16 protein-coding genes and 1 pseudogene are annotated in these 16,639 nt (G+C 33.5%); 13 read left to right on the forward strand and 4 right to left on the reverse strand.

The window, feature by feature from the left end; all coding sequences use genetic code 11:
- Positions 1-98 precede the first annotated feature (98 nt).
- Complete coding sequence (locus tag HND39_12600) at positions 99-1,910, forward strand: protein BatD (protein ID QKJ97052.1); 1,812 nt, start codon at positions 99-101, stop codon at positions 1,908-1,910.
- A 7-nt stretch (positions 1,911-1,917) separates the two neighbouring features.
- A complete protein-coding gene (locus tag HND39_12605) occupies positions 1,918-2,694 on the forward strand; it encodes a tetratricopeptide repeat protein (GenBank protein QKJ97053.1) in 777 nt (258 codons plus the stop codon).
- On the opposite strand, the pseudogene HND39_12610 reads toward HND39_12605, so the two are convergent.
- Positions 2,691-2,935 (reverse strand): annotated as a pseudogene (locus tag HND39_12610) (type II toxin-antitoxin system HicA family toxin). The gene HND39_12605 and the pseudogene HND39_12610 overlap by 4 nt on opposite strands.
- Positions 2,928-3,155 (reverse strand): type II toxin-antitoxin system HicB family antitoxin, encoded by a 228-nt coding sequence (locus HND39_12615; protein ID QKJ97054.1) that lies wholly within the window; start codon positions 3,153-3,155, stop codon positions 2,928-2,930. Before HND39_12615 ends, HND39_12610 begins: the two are co-directional and overlap by 8 nt.
- Positions 3,156-3,460: 305 nt before the next feature.
- Between HND39_12615 and HND39_12620 the strand changes: the two genes are divergently transcribed.
- The 10 genes from HND39_12620 (at position 3,461) to HND39_12665 (ending at position 13,233) form a co-directional block, all read left to right on the forward strand.
- The gene (locus HND39_12620) at positions 3,461-4,078 is read left to right on the forward strand and encodes a hypothetical protein (GenBank protein QKJ97055.1); all 618 of its coding nucleotides are present in this window, start codon (positions 3,461-3,463) and stop codon (positions 4,076-4,078) included.
- Positions 4,071-4,481, forward strand: a complete 411-nt coding sequence (locus tag HND39_12625) for a hypothetical protein (GenBank protein QKJ97056.1) — start codon at positions 4,071-4,073, stop codon at positions 4,479-4,481. The genes HND39_12620 and HND39_12625 overlap by 8 nt, the downstream gene beginning before the upstream one ends.
- Before the next feature lie 79 nt (positions 4,482-4,560).
- Entirely contained in the window at positions 4,561-5,679 is a 1,119-nt protein-coding gene (locus HND39_12630) for a M48 family metallopeptidase (protein QKJ97057.1), read from the forward strand.
- A 355-nt stretch (positions 5,680-6,034) separates the two neighbouring features.
- Positions 6,035-6,736, forward strand: coding sequence for a 1-acyl-sn-glycerol-3-phosphate acyltransferase (locus tag HND39_12635; GenBank protein QKJ97058.1), 702 nt, complete (start codon positions 6,035-6,037; stop codon positions 6,734-6,736).
- A gap of 88 nt (positions 6,737-6,824) precedes the next feature.
- Complete coding sequence (locus HND39_12640; protein QKJ97059.1) at positions 6,825-7,193, forward strand: four helix bundle protein; 369 nt, start codon at positions 6,825-6,827, stop codon at positions 7,191-7,193.
- Positions 7,194-7,272: 79 nt separating this feature from the next.
- On the forward strand, positions 7,273-8,040 hold the full coding sequence (gene kdsB, locus HND39_12645) for a 3-deoxy-manno-octulosonate cytidylyltransferase (protein QKJ97060.1): 768 nt from the start codon (positions 7,273-7,275) through the stop codon (positions 8,038-8,040).
- Entirely contained in the window at positions 8,010-9,002 is a 993-nt protein-coding gene (locus HND39_12650) for a pyridoxal-phosphate dependent enzyme (GenBank protein QKJ97061.1), read from the forward strand. Before kdsB ends, HND39_12650 begins: the two co-directional genes overlap by 31 nt.
- Before the next feature lie 13 nt (positions 9,003-9,015).
- Positions 9,016-9,483 (forward strand): HIT family protein, encoded by a 468-nt coding sequence (locus HND39_12655; GenBank protein ID QKJ97062.1) that lies wholly within the window; start codon positions 9,016-9,018, stop codon positions 9,481-9,483.
- Complete coding sequence (locus tag HND39_12660; GenBank protein ID QKJ97063.1) at positions 9,476-9,910, forward strand: cobalamin B12-binding domain-containing protein; 435 nt, start codon at positions 9,476-9,478, stop codon at positions 9,908-9,910. Before HND39_12655 ends, HND39_12660 begins: the two co-directional genes overlap by 8 nt.
- A gap of 44 nt (positions 9,911-9,954) precedes the next feature.
- Entirely contained in the window at positions 9,955-13,233 is a 3,279-nt protein-coding gene (locus HND39_12665; protein ID QKJ97064.1) for a choice-of-anchor D domain-containing protein, read from the forward strand.
- Between the two features lie 12 nt (positions 13,234-13,245).
- On the opposite strand, the gene HND39_12670 is transcribed toward HND39_12665, so the two are convergent.
- The gene (locus tag HND39_12670; GenBank protein ID QKJ97065.1) at positions 13,246-13,536 is read right to left on the reverse strand and encodes a hypothetical protein; all 291 of its coding nucleotides are present in this window, start codon (positions 13,534-13,536) and stop codon (positions 13,246-13,248) included.
- Between the two features lie 20 nt (positions 13,537-13,556).
- Positions 13,557-13,958 (reverse strand): hypothetical protein, encoded by a 402-nt coding sequence (locus HND39_12675; protein ID QKJ97066.1) that lies wholly within the window; start codon positions 13,956-13,958, stop codon positions 13,557-13,559.
- A gap of 457 nt (positions 13,959-14,415) precedes the next feature.
- Between HND39_12675 and HND39_12680 the strand changes: the two genes are divergently transcribed.
- Positions 14,416-16,599, forward strand: a complete 2,184-nt coding sequence (locus HND39_12680) for a UvrD-helicase domain-containing protein (protein ID QKJ97067.1) — start codon at positions 14,416-14,418, stop codon at positions 16,597-16,599.
- Positions 16,600-16,639: the final 40 nt, after the last annotated feature.

Genomic DNA, 16,639 nt, shown 5'->3' on the forward strand with positions numbered 1-16,639 from the left:
AAATCCCAAATTACAAAAAATTAAGAACCAATTATCAAATTGTATTTGATTTTTGTTGATTGAAATTTAGGATTTATTACTTCAGAGTCAAATAATCTATGAGAAAGATTCTAGTATACATTATTTTATTTTTATCAATAACTGTGACAGTTATCGCACAGGAATTATCTGCATCGGTTAATGAAACAACTGTAGCTGATAATGAAAGATTCCAGGTAACGTTTACTTTTTCAGGAAAGAGCATTAATAATCTTTCAAAGTTTTCACCACCTTCATTCGAAAACTTTTTGATCCTTTCCGGACCAAATCAATCAACAAGTATTCAGATCATTAATGGTGCTCAATCAGCTCAATTGAGCTATACTTTTGTAGTTCAGCCAAAAAGTCTCGGTAATTTTACAATTGGTTCTGCAAGCATAATGCAGGACGGTAACACTTATAAATCCGAACCGATTAAAATATCAGTTGTTAAAGGACAGAATAAACCAAAGCAGCAGCAAAATAATGACTCGCAAATCTCTGATTCTGAAATTTCAAAAAACCTTTACATCCGTGCGAATGTTGATAAAACAAGAGCTTTCAAAGGAGAACAAATCACAATTGTATATAAGTTATACACACGCCTGAGTATTGCTTCACAAATGGGTGTGAATAAACTTCCTCAATATCAGAATTTCTGGGCAGAAGAATTAGAGACTTCCAATAATATAAATTTTTCAACTGAAGTTATTAATGGTAAACAATTTCGTGTAGGTGTGTTAAAAAGAGTCGCACTGTTTCCAACACAAACAGGTACGCTTGAAGTTACTCCGCTTGAATTAACAGTGCCGATTCAAATCCAGAAACAAAGAAACGGAAAAAGTATCTGGGATGATTTTTTTGGAGATCCTTTCGGAAGATCGGAGATTTACGAATATGATGCGAAGTCAAATGTTGTGAAAATTCAGGTTGATCCACTTCCAACTGGTCAACCGGATTCATTCAAAGGTGCTGTTGGTGATTTTAATTTTGATGCGAAGCTAAATACTACAACTGTAAAATCGAATGAACCGATAACATTAAAAATTGATATTTCAGGCACAGGAAATATCAAACTTCTTGAATTGCCTGAAGTTAAACTTCCAAATGGATTCGAAAAGTATGAACCAAAAGTAAATGAGCAAATAAATCGAAGTGGTACGATTTCCGGGAGTAAATCTGCTGAATATTTATTGGTACCTCGCGTCGTTGGAATAAGAGAGATACCTCCTGTTGAATTTTCATATTTCAATCCTGACACAAAGAAATACGTGACTTTAAAATCTGAATCATTTTCAATCGACATAAAACCAGGCGATAAACAAGCACCAATAGAAATAGCAGGAAAGGAAGATATCAAAGAACTTGGGACTGATATTCGATTTATTAAAACTTCTTTTGATGATATAGAAAAAAGAGAAGATTATTTTTTTAATTCGACAGGATTTGTGATAGCAAGCATTTTACCTTTCATCTTTGCTGTTGGGATTATCGGATGGAAACGAAAGCACGATAAACTTCATGGAAATGTTGTTCTTCTTCGTTATCAGAAAGCGCAAAAGATTGCGAAAAATCGTTTGAAATCTGCAATGAAATTAATGGAGAATAAAAATCATACAGCATTTTATACAGAACTTTCAACAGCGCTGTTTGGATATCTTGAAGATAAATTACACATTCCAAAATCTGAATTTACAATTGAGAGAGCTTCTGCTGATTTAAGAAAATTAAAAGTATCTGATGAGTTGATAAGTAATCTTAAAACCGGAGCTGAAAAATGTGAATTTGTCAGATTTGCACCCGGTGCTGAAAATTCCGCTGCGATGCAGGATATGTATGATGAAATTGCGGAAGTAATCATTAATATTGAAAAAAATATTTTAGCTGCATAAACTGTATATGTTTAAGTGTACAAACATAAAAATAATAGTTATTATCACTCTAAGTCTGTCAGGAATTATTTTTAATTCATCCGCTCAGGATGTCGGTGAATTAATGAAACAAGCAAATGACTATTACAGAGATGGTGAATTTGATAAAGCAATAATTATTTATGACAGCCTTGTTAATGCTGGCTATCAGGGAACATCACTTTACTATAATCTGGCTAATTCATATTATCGGGTTGGTAAACTTGGTTTTGCAATTCTAAATTATGAAAGAGCATTAAAACTATCTCCGTCAGATGATGATGTAAAACATAATCTTGCGTTCGCAAATCTCAGTACCGTTGATAGAATCCAACCACTGCCGACATTTTTCCTTTTTAACTGGTGGGAATCTATTCTTGCTTCACTTACAATAAATGGATGGACTTATCTGACTTATTTCATTTTCATACTGCTGCTTATTTCTATAGTATTTTATTTTTTTGCGAAAACAATTTTCCAGCAGAAGCTAATTCTCTTTTCAGGATTGGGCATATTGGTTGTGCTGCTTATTAGTCTTTCACTTTTAATTGTAAAAATTAACAGAGAAGAAAGAGTAATCGGTGGAGTTATTGTTGAACAATCTATAACTGTAAAAACTTCTCCTGATCAGGGGAGTACGGATGCTTTCGTTATTCACGAAGGATTAAAAGTAAATCTTGAAGATAAAATTGATAACTGGGTTAAGATAAAACTTGCAGACGGTAAAGTTGGTTGGGTTGAGAACGAAGCGGTTGAAAAGATTTAATCAGTATAAAAGTGTTTGTGAAGTTTTTCTTCAGGGACATATTTTATAGCTTGCCTGTAGATTGATTTTAATGTTCCGATATCGATTTCAGAATGATTTGGATTATTAGAGTCTGCTTCTCTTTGTGTTCGCTGAACTTTTTAAGTTTGACATGACTACCTTTTTGGTTTTGTATTTCGAAGCCAAATACATTGAGTATTTTTATAACTTCGGCGCCACTGAGGACTTTTAATTTAGGCATAGAAGAGATTATTCAATTCAAAGTTAGCTATAATAGTAGGATTTGAGTCAAAATCATATATTGATAAATCTTCATCTTCAAGAAAAAGTTCAATTGCTTCTTTTAGATTCGCCATCAGATCATCATAATTTTTTCCCTGAGTCACAATAGGAACATTCATCCCTTCAGCAACTAAATACTTTTCACCTTTATAAATACTGATGTTTATTACTTTCCTCATTTAGTTTTCCTTTTTTTGTAAAAATAGTAAAATATTTTTGAAAAATCATTTAGCTATATTCGATTGACCAAATATATTACTTCCCTAAAATTCAATAACTATTTTTGCTTACGTGGATAATGCTAAAAGATACAACAACATCAAACTTGCAATTGGGATAGGCGAGGGGATTGCAGGTTTTGTTCTGCTTCTGCTTTCAATTCATATCTCAAATCATTCATTGCAAAATAGAAATATTAGATTATTTTTGTAAGGAATAACTTACATATGTTAGGAAAACCTTACAAACTTTAAGGACAATTAAAATGATAATTCACAAAGTATTAGACAATGTATTTGCTACCTGGTCAAATATTGCAGTTCTGAGGGTGATCAGTAAAGTCAGGATAGGATTATCAGGAAGAGAAATTGCTAAACAATCAGGTATGAGTGCACCATCTTGTCTTGAATCACTCTCATCGCTTGAAAATCTTAATATTGTAACGCGTCAAAGAGGCGGCAGAGAACATTTCTTTTTTCTTAATCGCGAACACTATATCGTAAATAAAATTATAATTCCGATACTTAATGCAGAAAACAAATTTACAACCTCAATTTATACAGATACAAAAGCAAAGTTGGGAAAACAAACTATAAGTTTGATTGTATTTGGCAGCACAGCTAGAAAAGAAGCTGGAGTTGAAAGCGATCTTGATCTTTGTATTGTTTTTCAAAACTCCATAAAGAAAAGAAACATTGAAAAGATAATAACTGAGCATAGTTTATATTTATTTAATAAATATGGAGTTTCATTGTCTCCATTCTATATTAGCGGAAAGGAATTTATTAAAAAGGCCAGATTAAAGAAGCCGCCGGTTAACGAAATAATTAAAGACGGTATTGTCATTTCAGGAAAGTCTATACCGGAGCTTATAATTGGGTAGAAAGACATTAAGGAAAAAAGTCGATAGCGATAGGTGTAAGGATTATCAAAAAGTGGCTGAAAGTTTTTATGGTGGAGCAGAAGCTGCGATTGAATTTGAATATTGGAATGCTGCCGGTGTATTGATCGTTCATTCTGCTATCGCGTATGCAGATTCCGTATCAATTAAATATGCTGGAGTAAAGTGCCAGGGCGAAGATCATAATCAGACAGCTACACTTCTAAAAGAAATACTTCCAATCTCTGATGAAAACAAAAAAGCATTTATTCAACTGGAAAGAATTATTGCACATAAAACTTCAGTTTCATACAGTGGTGATGTTTATAATAAAAAGGATATTGATAGTCTCTGGAAAAACTTCGAAAGATTTAAAAGTTGGGCTGAACTTTTAATAAAAACTTAATATTGGAATCGTTTGTCTTACACCTGTTTGATTCTTGATATCATTGCTTCCCTAAAATTCAATAACTATTTTTGCTCCCGTGGATAATGCTAAAAGATATAATAATATCAAGCTTGCTGTAGGAATAAGTGAAGGAATAATTTCCTTCATTTTAATTTTACTTTTTGTGTGGCTTGGTTACAGCAAACTACTTGAGGATTTTCTTTCAAACTATTTTTCAAATCAATATTTACTTCTACTGGCATTTTTATTATTCGTTGGAATAGTTGGGTCGGTAATTTCATTTCCAATAACTTATTACACAGGTTTTTATCTTGAGCATAAATACAATCTTTCCAATCAAACTTTTTGGAAATGGATTTGGGAAAATTTCAAAGGTTTACTTGTATCACTTGCAATTGGAGTTCCAATTCTCCTTACTTTCTACTACATACTACATACTTTCTACTCATTCTGGTGGCTTCCGTTTGCAATTATAATGTTTTTTATTTCGGTAGTTCTATCGCAGATTTTTCCGGTTCTTATCTTCCCGATATTTTACAAAGTCACTCCGGTTGAGAATGAAAGTTTGAAAGAACGAATACAAAAGCTTGCCTTGAATGCGAAGTTGAAAGTAGAGAATGTTTACAAATTCAATATGAGCAAGAATACAAAAAAGGCAAACGCTGCTTTTACAGGATTGGGAAAAACAAAAAGAATAATCCTTGGCGACACTCTTCTTGAAAATTATTCCGAAGATGAAATCGAAACAGTAATCGCTCACGAACTTGGTCACTATAAAAAGAAACACATCATTAAAAATATTTTCATCGGTACTGTATCAAGTTTTCTTACTTTATTTATAATCGCATTTTTATATGAATCCTCATTAAGCTGGTTTGGGTTTGAATCTTTAACGCAGATATCAGCAATTCCTATTTTAGCACTTTGGTCAATGTTGATCGGACTTATCCAATCACCACTCGGCAATATTTTAAGCAGAAAATTTGAGTATGAAGCTGATGAGTATGCAGTGATTGAAACAAAGAATCCTTCTGCATTCAAAAGAACTCTGGAAAAATTAACTGATCAAAATCTTGGCGATAAAGAACCGCATCCGTTTGTTGAATGGTTTTTTTATAGTCATCCTTCTATTAAGAACCGGATAAAAGCGATCGAACTCTTGTCACCAATGTCAGAATCGTCAGTGCCAAGCTGAAATAACAAATCACAAATAACAAAACAATTTTGAAGCACCAAAGAACAAATCACAAATTCCAAAAAATCAAATGACAAATAGTAGTTTATATATTTTCCGGATTACTTCTTTTGAGATTTGAAAATTGATATTTAGTTGAAGTTTGGATATTGAGATTTGTTTGGAGATTGTATTTTGGAAATTGGTATTTAATCTAAGATTTGGGATTTGAATATTGATATTTATCTAAAGTCCGGAGATTGAATATTGGAAATTAGTATTTAATTTGAGATTCGAAAAATGATATTTAATTGGAAATTGAATTTTGTCGTTTCGAAATTCTAATCCATTTTAATCTATAGATTAATCTCCTGATATGTTAACTGCACTAAAACTTTTTTTGATATTCATCCATACTTTCATCTGCTCAATTTTTGCAATGATATTTTCGATTATTGACAGAAGTCACACTCTTTATTTCAAATTATCAAAATATTTTTCTGGCGGAGTTCTTTGGTTAAGTGGAATAAAATTAGATATTACCGGCTTAGAAAATCTCGATAAGAAAAAAACTTATGTTTTCGTTTCAAACCATTCCAGTCAATATGATATTGTTGTTTTGCAGAAAACTATCCCGAACAGAATGGCAATAATATTTAAAAAAGAATTAGCAAAAATTCCATTCTTCGGATGGCAGCTTGTGATGGGTCCGTATGTGATGATCGATAGACAAAATTATGAGAAAGCATTGAAAAGTATTGATGAAGCTAAATTGAAAATGCAGAAACAAAATATTTCAATCACTGTGTTTGCTGAAGGAACAAGAAGCGAAACAGGTGAGATTCAACCATTCAAAAGAGGCGCTTTCAGATTGGCAACTCAAGTAAGTTATCCGATTATTCCTACAACAATTGTTGGTTCAAATAAAATTATGCAGAAAGGAACTTTTAAAATTAAAAAGGGTACAATAAAAGTTCACTTTGATAAACCAATTGAAACAGGTGATAACGTAACCCGTCAACAGGAAATTGAATTGATGAACAGGGTGAGAGAAATCATTGTTCAGAATCATAAATAACTTATGCAAATTACAAATCACAAAAATCAAATAACAAACAACTGGTAGAAATCTCAATTTACAAATTTCAAAAAACAATCAAATCCCAATGAACGATTCTTTAATTCCCAAACCAAAATATGATCTCGAGGAGAGAACATTTCATTTTGCTAAAGATGTAAGGATATTTATTCAGAGTTTACCAAAATCAATTGCAAACTTTGAAGATAAGAAACAATTGATTAGAGCATCAGGATCTGTCGGAGCAAATTATATTGAGGCGAATGAATCTCTTGGCAAAAAAGATTTCTTAATGAGAATTAAAATAAGTCGTAAAGAAGCAAAAGAAAGTGAATATTTTTTGAAGCTGATTAATGAAACTAATACTTTAACAAATGAAGATGAAGCTAAAAAATTAATTCAAGAAGCTAATGAATTGAAAAGAATATTTTCATCAATTTTAGAAAAATCAAAATGATATTAATTGCGATTTGTATTTTGAATTTTGGAATTTGGGATTCCTTTGTGTATTGTAATTTGAGATTTGAGATTTCACAATGATTATTGGAATTATACCAGCACGTTTTGCTTCAACAAGATTAATGGGAAAACCATTAGCTGCTATCGGTGATAAACCGATGATTCAGCACACTTACGAAAGTGCCAAAAAATCAAAACTATTAGAGAAAGTAATTCTTGCAGTTGATGATGCAAAAGTTGCCTCAGTTGCAAGAGGATTTGGTGCAGATGTAATTGAAACTCCGCAGGATATTGCAAGTGGATCGGACAGAATTGCTTTCGTAGCGAAAATTTATAAAGAAGCAGATATAGTAGTAAACATTCAGGGTGATGAACCATTTATCCGCGGCGAAATGATTGATCAGGCAATAGAACCATTATTGTTCGATAAATCAATTGAAGTTGCAACGTTAATTAAACAGATTAAAACTCTTAAAGAACTAAAATCACCCGATATTGTAAAAGTAGTTTTTGATTACAACAATTTTGCTCTCTACTTTTCACGCTCACCAATTCCGTTTACAAGAAAAGCGGTTTCAGATTCTGCTGCTCTTGAAATAACTGATTATTACAAACATATAGGTTTGTATGTGTTCAGAAGAAAATCTCTTTTGAAATTTATATCGTTGAAACAAACAGATCTCGAAAAAACTGAAATGCTCGAACAGCTTCGTATGCTGGAAAACGGAATAAGGATAAAAGTTGTCGAAACTGAATTCGAAAGTATCAGTGTTGATACACAGGAAGATTTGAAACGAGCGAGGACTTTTTACAAATGGCTTCAGAAAAGAGAAAAAGAAAAATGAAGATACCGCAGAAAATAAATTTAGCTCATCTTCCAACTCCGCTTGAAAAAATAAAATTCAGGGATTGGGAATTCTTAATTAAACGAGATGATTATACGGGCTCAGATTTCCTAGGGAATAAAATCCGCAAACTTGAATACTTACTATTTGAAGCAAAAAAAATAAAAGCTGAATATATTTTTACTTGCGGAGGAGATCAATCAAATCACGCTCGTGCAACTGCTTCAGCAGCAGCAAAAATAGGGATCAGAACAAAATTATTTTTATGGGGAAAAGAAAAGAACATTGCTGATGGAAATCTATTCCTTGATAAAATGTATGGTGCTGATATTTTTTACCTGAATAAAAATGATTTCGATAATGTTGATGAAATAATGACAGAAGAAAGAATGAAGTTGGTTAAAAAAGGTAAACGGGTTTATGTAATTCCAGCGGGAGGTTCTACCACTTTAGGAATTTGGGGTTACGTTTCCTTTGTAAATGAATTGAAAAAACAAATCAATTTAAAAAAGATTGAAGGTATTTTTTCAGCTTGTGGTTCTGGCGGAACTGCGGCTGGTCTCTTAGTTGGTGCAGCGTTAAATAAAGTTAATTTAAAAGTTTACGCTGTAAATGTTTTGCTTCCCGAAAATGTAATCAGAAAAAGAATTCTTCAATTGGCAGCAGGTGCGGTTCTGGATTTTAGATTACCGGTTAAAATTGATGAAAACCAACTTGAAATTATTGGAGGATATTCAACCGAAGGATACAAAAATATTGCAAATGATAAGTTAAAATGTATTTCAGAATTCACACGTGCTTCCGGAATCATACTTGATCCGGCATATACCGGAAAAGCTTTCTGCGCATATAATGAACTTGTGTTGAGAAGAAATAAAAGCAAAAAAATTATTTTTTTGCATACTGGTGGTATTTTTGGGGCATTCATCAAACGAAAAGAATATTTAGAATTCTCTTGTTAAATAGCAATTATAATTGTCTTCAAATTCAATAAGCAGTATTTTTGAATGTATGGAATGTATCTTTTGTAATATTAAGAACCAGAAAGCTGAAGCGGAAATTATTTTTGAAGATGAAAACATCTTAGCTTTTCTGGATATTCAACCTGTTAATTTTGGTCACACCCTGGTAATACCTAAAAATCATTATGATAATTTTTTAACGGTTCCTAAGGATGAACTTCATAAATTAATCCACGCAACTCAGTTCATTGCGGGAATAATTAAACGAAGTTTAAATGCCGATGGTTTTAATGTGATTTCGAATAATGGAAATTCTGCCGGACAATCAGTCTTTCATTTTCATTTTCATATCATTCCAAGATTCAATCAAGATTTTACCTTAAAACCTGCGCTCAAATCGTACGGTGGTGGATCAATGCAGGAATATGGTAATCAAATTCGTTCATTCATAAGTAAATACAAGGATATCTACAATGGATAATAAAGCATCCCGGTCTAATCATGGAAAAATAAGAGTACTTGTTGCAAAAGCTGGATTGGACGGACACGATCGCGGTGCTAAAGTGATTGCTGCAGCATTACGAGATGCCGGAATGGAAGTAATTTACACCGGGTTACGCCAGACACCCGAAATGATAGTTGAAGCTGCAATCCAGGAAGATGTTGATGTAATAGGAATCAGTATTCTTTCCGGTGCTCACATGACAATACTTCCTAAAATAAAAACTTTGATGAATGAAAAAGGACTCGATGATGTACTGCTTACCGGAGGCGGAATTATTCCTGAAGAAGATATTAGTAAGTTAAAAGAAATGGGTGTTGGTGAATTATTTACTCCCGGCGCATCAACAAAAAATATTGCCGAGTACATTAAAGAGTGGAGAAAACTAAATCCTCGTAAGAATTAGTTTACTCTAAAACTATTTCATAAATAAAAATCGTGAGGTTTACTATGAAAAAGTATTTACTTTTCTATTTTATTTTATTGTCATGTCTTATTTATCCTCAAACACTTCTGGAAACTGTTGACCTGCCATCAGGAACTTTTTATGAATACAGTTATGGAATGACGTTCACGAATGGAAAATACTGGATCTCATCAAATTCATCTACTGTTGGTAAAGGAATAATCTATGCAGTAAACAGTTCCGGAGTTCAGGTTGATATGCTGGATTTTGATCTCAACTGGATTCGCGAATCACAAGGTCTTGCTTTTGACGGAACTGATTTTTGGTATGTTGAAAGAAAAACTGCAAGATGTGATCTTTATAAAGTCAGCAGTACCGGAATTGTGATTGACTCGATTCCAACAGCAGAATTATTCAGTTCTTCAAGCATTTATCTCGGCGGTGCTGCGTGGGATGGTGATGGATTGTGGATTTCGGTTTATTCTCCCGATTCAAGAGCCGCCTTATACAAAGTAAATGTTGCTGCAAGAACGATTGTTGATACAATCTCGGTAATTGGACTTCAGCCACAAGGAATAACAGTAAAAGGAGATACTCTCTTTTATGTTATGGATGGATTTCAGGGTGATGATGAAAAAATTTATGCAATTGATCTAAATACTGAAACAGAACTTTTTTCATTTCACGTTCCGGAAACTCCTGGCATCAAGCAAAGTCCAAGAGGACTTGCCTGGGATGGTACATATTTCTGGCTAATGGCTGAACCGGTTGGTGCAATTTCTGGGCGGCAATTATTTAAATATAATCTTGCTGGCAGCGGAACCCCTGAAATAACTTTATCAACGACGACAATAAATTTTCCGAATACAACTGTTGGTAATACTTTCAACTACAATCTTACAATTTACAATACAGGAACAGCAACACTAATAATAGACTCGATTACAATTAGTGGAAATGGTTATTCATTTAATCCATTAACATTCCCAATAAACATTATAGCAGGGAGTTCACAGAATGTAGTCGTTAATTTTACTCCACAGCAGTATGCTTTTTATTCAGGTCTTCTTAAAATATACTGCAACGATCCCGTTTCTTTAATTAATAATGTTAACCTGATTGGACAAGGAGTATTAAGTGGTGCGCGAATAGCACTATCTGCTAATTCATATAACTTTGGAAATGTTTGGGTTGGTGAAGAAGGTATTGCTTTCTGGAAATTCAAAATAATTAGTGTTGGTGATCAAAGTTTACAAGTATCAGATTTGCACTTTAACTTACCTGAATATACTTATAGTTCACCTGCGCTTCCTTTCACGATTCTCTCTACTGATACAGTAGAATTGACGGTATATTTCTATCCGACACAGATTGGGACTTTTCTTGATACATTAAAAATTACAAATACAGATTTAACAAATCCTTTGGCAAAAATATTTATCCAGGGAACCGGAAATTTCAGTGCATATAATTATGGATATATGTTCTGGCAGTTTCAAGTTCCGCCGCATCCTAGTTCACCCAGTGCAAGTCCGAGGATAGAAGGATTAAAATATATAAACGATATTACTGGTGATGGAATTGCAGATGTGATCATTTCAACTGAAAATTACTGGACAATGTGTCTTGATGGTGCTGCTTCCGGCAACACTTTTCCAATCTGGATTTTTACAACTTATATGAGTAGTAGTAATGCAGGATCAATCGGCGCAAACTTCGAATATGGAGTTCAGGATGCAATACAGATTGCTAATGATTTAAATGGTGATGGATTTAATGACGTTGTTCTTGCAATCGGTGGTGGCAATGAGCATGTATATGTTCTTAATGGAAAAACAGGACAGATTCTCTGGCAATTTGGCGATGATAATAATTGGGACCTTGGTGATTTTGAAGCTATTGATGTCCAGAGAGATTTTAATGGTGATGGCGGAGCTGATGTTCTTGCAATCGCTGATGGAAACCAACAGGGAACAGGTTATAAAAAAGCATTTTTATTTAATGGCAGAGACGGAACAATAATCTGGGAACATCCTATTCCTGGTCCAAATCCTTCATTCGGAAAAACAATTATTTCTATTGATGACCTGAATGGAGATAATCATCCTGATGTAGTAATCGCTTATGGCAACAACGGAACAACTGATTTAGCAGTAAGAGCTTTAAATGGAATAAATGGTCAGACACTATGGACAAGACCGATGATGTCTTATGAACCCAAAGAATTGCTTGAACTTCCTCTTCCAAACGGAAATTCTGATATCATAGCCGCTGAATATTTTAACAGAATTCATAGATTGAATGGATCTGATGGAAGCATCATCTGGACATATCCGCTGGGTACAACGGCTGGAGTTATTCAAATTGCTCTGATTAACGACATAAACAATGATCAGATCCCGGATGTATTAATTGCTTCCTTTGCCAACAATGGATTAAATTGTTTGAGTGGTGCTAATGGTGCCCAATTATGGTCCTGGCAGATGGACTATCAGTTTGGTGTTGCGACAATACCTGACATCAATGATGACGGCTCCGAAGATGTTTTAGCAGCAGCACGTTATGGAAATTTTTATTGTATAAGCGGGAAAGGTGATTCTTTGATTTACCTTCATTCTTTTCCCGGAGATTGGATGTACTCAGTGAATAAAATTCCATCTGTCGATGGAAACTTCAGTTATGAAATGTTAGCAGGTACTCGTGATGGTAAAGTTGTCTGCTTCTCAGGCGGTACGGTTGCTGTTCCCGTTGAACTGACATCCTTTGCCGGATATTTTTCTGACAATAAAGTTAATTTAACCTGGACAACAGCAACTGAAACTAATAATTCTGGTTTTGATGTGGAGAGGAAAACTTCAAATAACTGGGAGAAAATAGGATTTGTGGCTGGCTCAGGTACGACAACAGAATTTCGTACGTATTCATTCATTGATGAAAACATTTCATCAGGAAATTATAGTTACAGATTGAAACAGATTGATTTTAATGGCACTTCTGAATATTCGGATGCAATTGAAATTGAAGTTACTTCTCCCGTAACGTATGCTTTGGAGCAGAACTATCCGAATCCATTTAATCCTTCAACAACAATATCGTATTCTCTCGGTGATAAAGTTTTTGTTAATCTTAAAGTCTTTGATATACTCGGGAATGAAGTAAGCACACTCGTGAATGAAGAACAGGAAGCAGGGAAATACTCTTTTGAGTTTAATACTTTGTTGTTTGCAAACCGTCAAGGTTCAGCTCTGTCGAGCGGAGTCTATTTCTATTCTTTAAAGGCTGGAGATTTTGTATCAACTAAAAAAATGATTCTGCTTCGATAAAAGAATTATTAACTAAGATTTCAAAATTATTTTAGCTTCTTGAAGTTTCTCTTCAGGGATAAGAATTTTTTCTTTCCCTGAAGATGATTTTTTGGACTTTATTCCCCCCGATTCAAGTAGATCAATAGCTTTGTCAGCAATCATCTCATTTTCAAATTGAAGTTCTATCAGAGCGACTTTACTAATAGATAAACTATTTGATAGACTTATACCGCAAATAGGACAGTTTTCAGAATCAAATTTTAGAGATGAATTAAACTCGGATAAATAATCCTCAAACTCTTTTAGATCGATAGCCGGCATCACTAACTTTCATAAGCGGATTATTGTACCCCAAACCTTCCACTAAATTTAAATACATCTGCGTTGTTATGATTGCTAACTTTGATGACATAATGATTTGAGAGAGGAATGTTCAAAGGTATTATCCACATGTAATTACCTGTATTAGAAATCTCATTTGCTATAACAAATTTAAATTCACTCTTTCTATAAAGTTCCAGATCAATTTTTTTTATTGTAGGAGCAACCCACTTTATTTTTATTGTATCACCGGGATTCCAGATTTTTCCATGAATCGGTTCGGTTACAATTAAATTAGAACCTTCCTCTGGTGGTTGTATTATAGATTCCGGTTCTGTACGGTCTCCAAAAATATCTCTGCACCCAAACAGTATGAATAAAGTGAAAAATAAAGTGTATAAAAAAAATGTTAAAGTTTTCATAATCTATCTGCTGACAAAAAAAGCAAATTAAATTCTAAATATCAAGTGTCGCCAATATGTAATTGCAAACTTTTTTTTGTTTTAATTTCAATTCAGGTTCTCATTATTAATCATTTTTCAAATTGACTGATAAAAAATCATTGAAATTTTAGTTATAAATGCAGCTAATCAATGGCACATTAGTTGGGAATTCTATAATGCATCATATGTTCTCTCCTTATAACCCCTGCAACTCTTAAGTAGTTGAGGGGTTTTTTATTGGATAATACTGACCGAAAATACGAAGATTTCTTTCCGTTTATTTGAGAATAATTCTATTGATTGGAGAATTTAGAATTTTCTGCAAGATACTACTGATAATTATATGTTATCAAGAATATGACCGTATTAACGACTTTCCAATCGGAATTCGTTTATTTATATTTGCTTCCAATTTTTCAAAAAATTATCGGGACAAATGATCGATTTAAAGAAACTTAATCCTGACCAGCAAAAAGCTGTTGAATTCACCGGACCAGCACAAATGATTGTTGCCGGAGCTGGTTCCGGAAAAACAAAAGTACTCACCTATAAAGTTGCCTATTTATTGAAACATGGCTATTCACCAGAATCAATCCTGGCATTAACATTCACAAATAAATCGGCAAATGAAATGAAATCCAGGATCGTCGAGCTTGTAGGTAAAAAAGCTGAGTCCATCTGGATGGGTACCTTCCATTCCATTTTTGCACGAATTTTAAGAGTCGAAGCAAAGTACATTGATTATAAACCGAATTTCTCTATTTATGACACTGAAGACTCGTACTCTCTTGTAAGCAATATAATGACCAATTTTAATATAGAGATTGAAGGACTTACTGTTAATTCTGTTAGGCATAGAATCAGTTTTCTAAAAAACCATATGATTATGCCTTCTGAGTACCGAAAAAAATTTGTTAAAACTTTCAGGGATGAAAAAATAGCTGAGATTTATGAAGAATATCAACTGAGACTTGTTGCAAACAACGCAATGGATTTCGAAGATCTTCTTCTGAAACCTATTCAGTTATTTAACTCAAACGAAAAAATTCTTCATAAATATAAAAGCAGATTTAACTATATCCTCGTAGATGAATTTCAGGACACAAATAAATCCCAGTACGAGTTATTAAAATTATTGGTTTCAAGATCTTGCAAAATTGCTGTTGTTGGTGATGATGCACAAAGCATTTATAGCTGGAGAGGTGCTAATCTTGGAAATATGCAGGACTTCAGAAAAGATTTTAAAAATCATAAACTATTTAAGCTCGAGCAGAATTACCGTTCAACAAAAACCATCCTGACTGCAGCAGATTCTGTTATAAAGTACAATAAAAACCAGGTTAGTAAAACATTATGGACTGAAAACAGTGATGGCGAACCGCTCACATTAATTCGCTGCGCTGATGAAAAGGATGAAGCATTTCAACTTGCAAAAGCTATTAAAAAAGAAATCAGCAAGAAAAAACTTTCATATAAAGATTTCGCAATCCTGTACAGAACAAATGCTCAAAGCAGAGTACTCGAGGATATATTTTACAAAGAAAAAATACCGTATATCATAATCGGCGGAGTAGAATTCTACAGACGTAAAGAAGTAAAAGACGTTATTGCATATTTACATGTCATTGCAAATACGAATGATGAAGAAAGTATATTGAGGATTATGAACTTTCCTCAACGTGGTATCGGAAATACGACAGTTACAAGAATGATTGCTTTTGCCAGAAAGCACGACCTTACACTTTTTCAAACAATGAACAGAGTATTTGAAGTAATAGATATCAAAGAAAGAATCCAGAAGAATGTTAAAGGGTTCAGGGTTTTACTTGAAAAATATATAAAGTTAAAAGATACTTTATCAGTTGGTGAACTTTCTCTTGCATTAATTGATGAGCTTGGTTTAGTAAAAATGTTCAAGTCTGAAAATACACCCGAATCTCAATCAAGACTCGAAAATATTAATCAGCTAATGGCTGCGATTTCAGAATATTCGAAAGAACATAAAGACGCAAAACTGGATCAGTTCCTGGAGGATGTATCGTTAATCTCTGATATCGACATGAAAGATGATAAGAAGAATGCCGTTACTTTGCTTACCGTACATAGTGCAAAAGGACTTGAGTTTCCAACCGTTTTCATATCAGGATTGGAAGAAGAAATTTTTCCTTTGGCAAACAGATTTAGTGAAGATGCAAGCGTTGAAGAGGAAAGAAGACTTTTTTATGTTGCTGTAACCAGAGCACAGAAAAAAGTTTATCTGTCTCATGCAAGAAGTCGTTATCGTTTTGGAGAGGTTGCTTATCAGAGTCGTTCAAGATTTATTGATGAAATAGAACCATCAACAGTTCAGGAAATTAACGGCGGAATTGGCAGGAAGGCAAACAGAAAAACGAAGAAAGAACTCTTTTATGAGTACTTCAACTCAGTTGATTATGATGATTTTGATCAGGAAAATAAAGTTGTTAGAGTTGGTAGCAGAGTTATGCACGAAAAATTTGGTCTCGGTAAAGTGATTGATGTAACCGGCGCTGGTGATATGGTGAAAGCAACTGTCACATTTGAAGGAAATAATGTTCGTCAACTTATGCTCAAGTTTGCCCGATTGAAAATATTGCATTAAAAAAAAATCGAAAGGAATTGTAAAAATTTATTTTAAGGAT

It is taken from the genome of Ignavibacteriota bacterium (genome assembly GCA_013285405.1).
Taxonomy (GTDB): Bacteria; Bacteroidota; Ignavibacteria; order Ignavibacteriales; family Ignavibacteriaceae; genus IGN2.

Bases quoted from the DNA above. Each gene is read 5' to 3' on its own strand.
- HND39_12675 (QKJ97066.1), bottom strand. From the start codon at position 13,958: ATGAAAACTTTAACATTTTTTTTATACACTTTATTTTTCACTTTATTC.
- HND39_12670 (QKJ97065.1), bottom strand. From the start codon at position 13,536: ATGCCGGCTATCGATCTAAAAGAGTTTGAGGATTATTTATCCGAGTTT.
- HND39_12660 (QKJ97063.1), top strand. From the start codon at position 9,476: ATGGATAATAAAGCATCCCGGTCTAATCATGGAAAAATAAGAGTACTT.
- HND39_12680 (QKJ97067.1), top strand. From the start codon at position 14,416: ATGATCGATTTAAAGAAACTTAATCCTGACCAGCAAAAAGCTGTTGAA.
- HND39_12605 (QKJ97053.1), top strand. From the start codon at position 1,918: ATGTTTAAGTGTACAAACATAAAAATAATAGTTATTATCACTCTAAGT.
- HND39_12650 (QKJ97061.1), top strand. From the start codon at position 8,010: ATGGCTTCAGAAAAGAGAAAAAGAAAAATGAAGATACCGCAGAAAATA.
- HND39_12665 (QKJ97064.1), top strand. From the start codon at position 9,955: ATGAAAAAGTATTTACTTTTCTATTTTATTTTATTGTCATGTCTTATT.
- HND39_12600 (QKJ97052.1), top strand. From the start codon at position 99: ATGAGAAAGATTCTAGTATACATTATTTTATTTTTATCAATAACTGTG.
- HND39_12640 (QKJ97059.1), top strand. From the start codon at position 6,825: ATGAACGATTCTTTAATTCCCAAACCAAAATATGATCTCGAGGAGAGA.
- kdsB (QKJ97060.1), top strand. From the start codon at position 7,273: ATGATTATTGGAATTATACCAGCACGTTTTGCTTCAACAAGATTAATG.
- HND39_12620 (QKJ97055.1), top strand. From the start codon at position 3,461: ATGATAATTCACAAAGTATTAGACAATGTATTTGCTACCTGGTCAAAT.
- HND39_12635 (QKJ97058.1), top strand. From the start codon at position 6,035: ATGTTAACTGCACTAAAACTTTTTTTGATATTCATCCATACTTTCATC.
- HND39_12615 (QKJ97054.1), bottom strand. From the start codon at position 3,155: ATGAGGAAAGTAATAAACATCAGTATTTATAAAGGTGAAAAGTATTTA.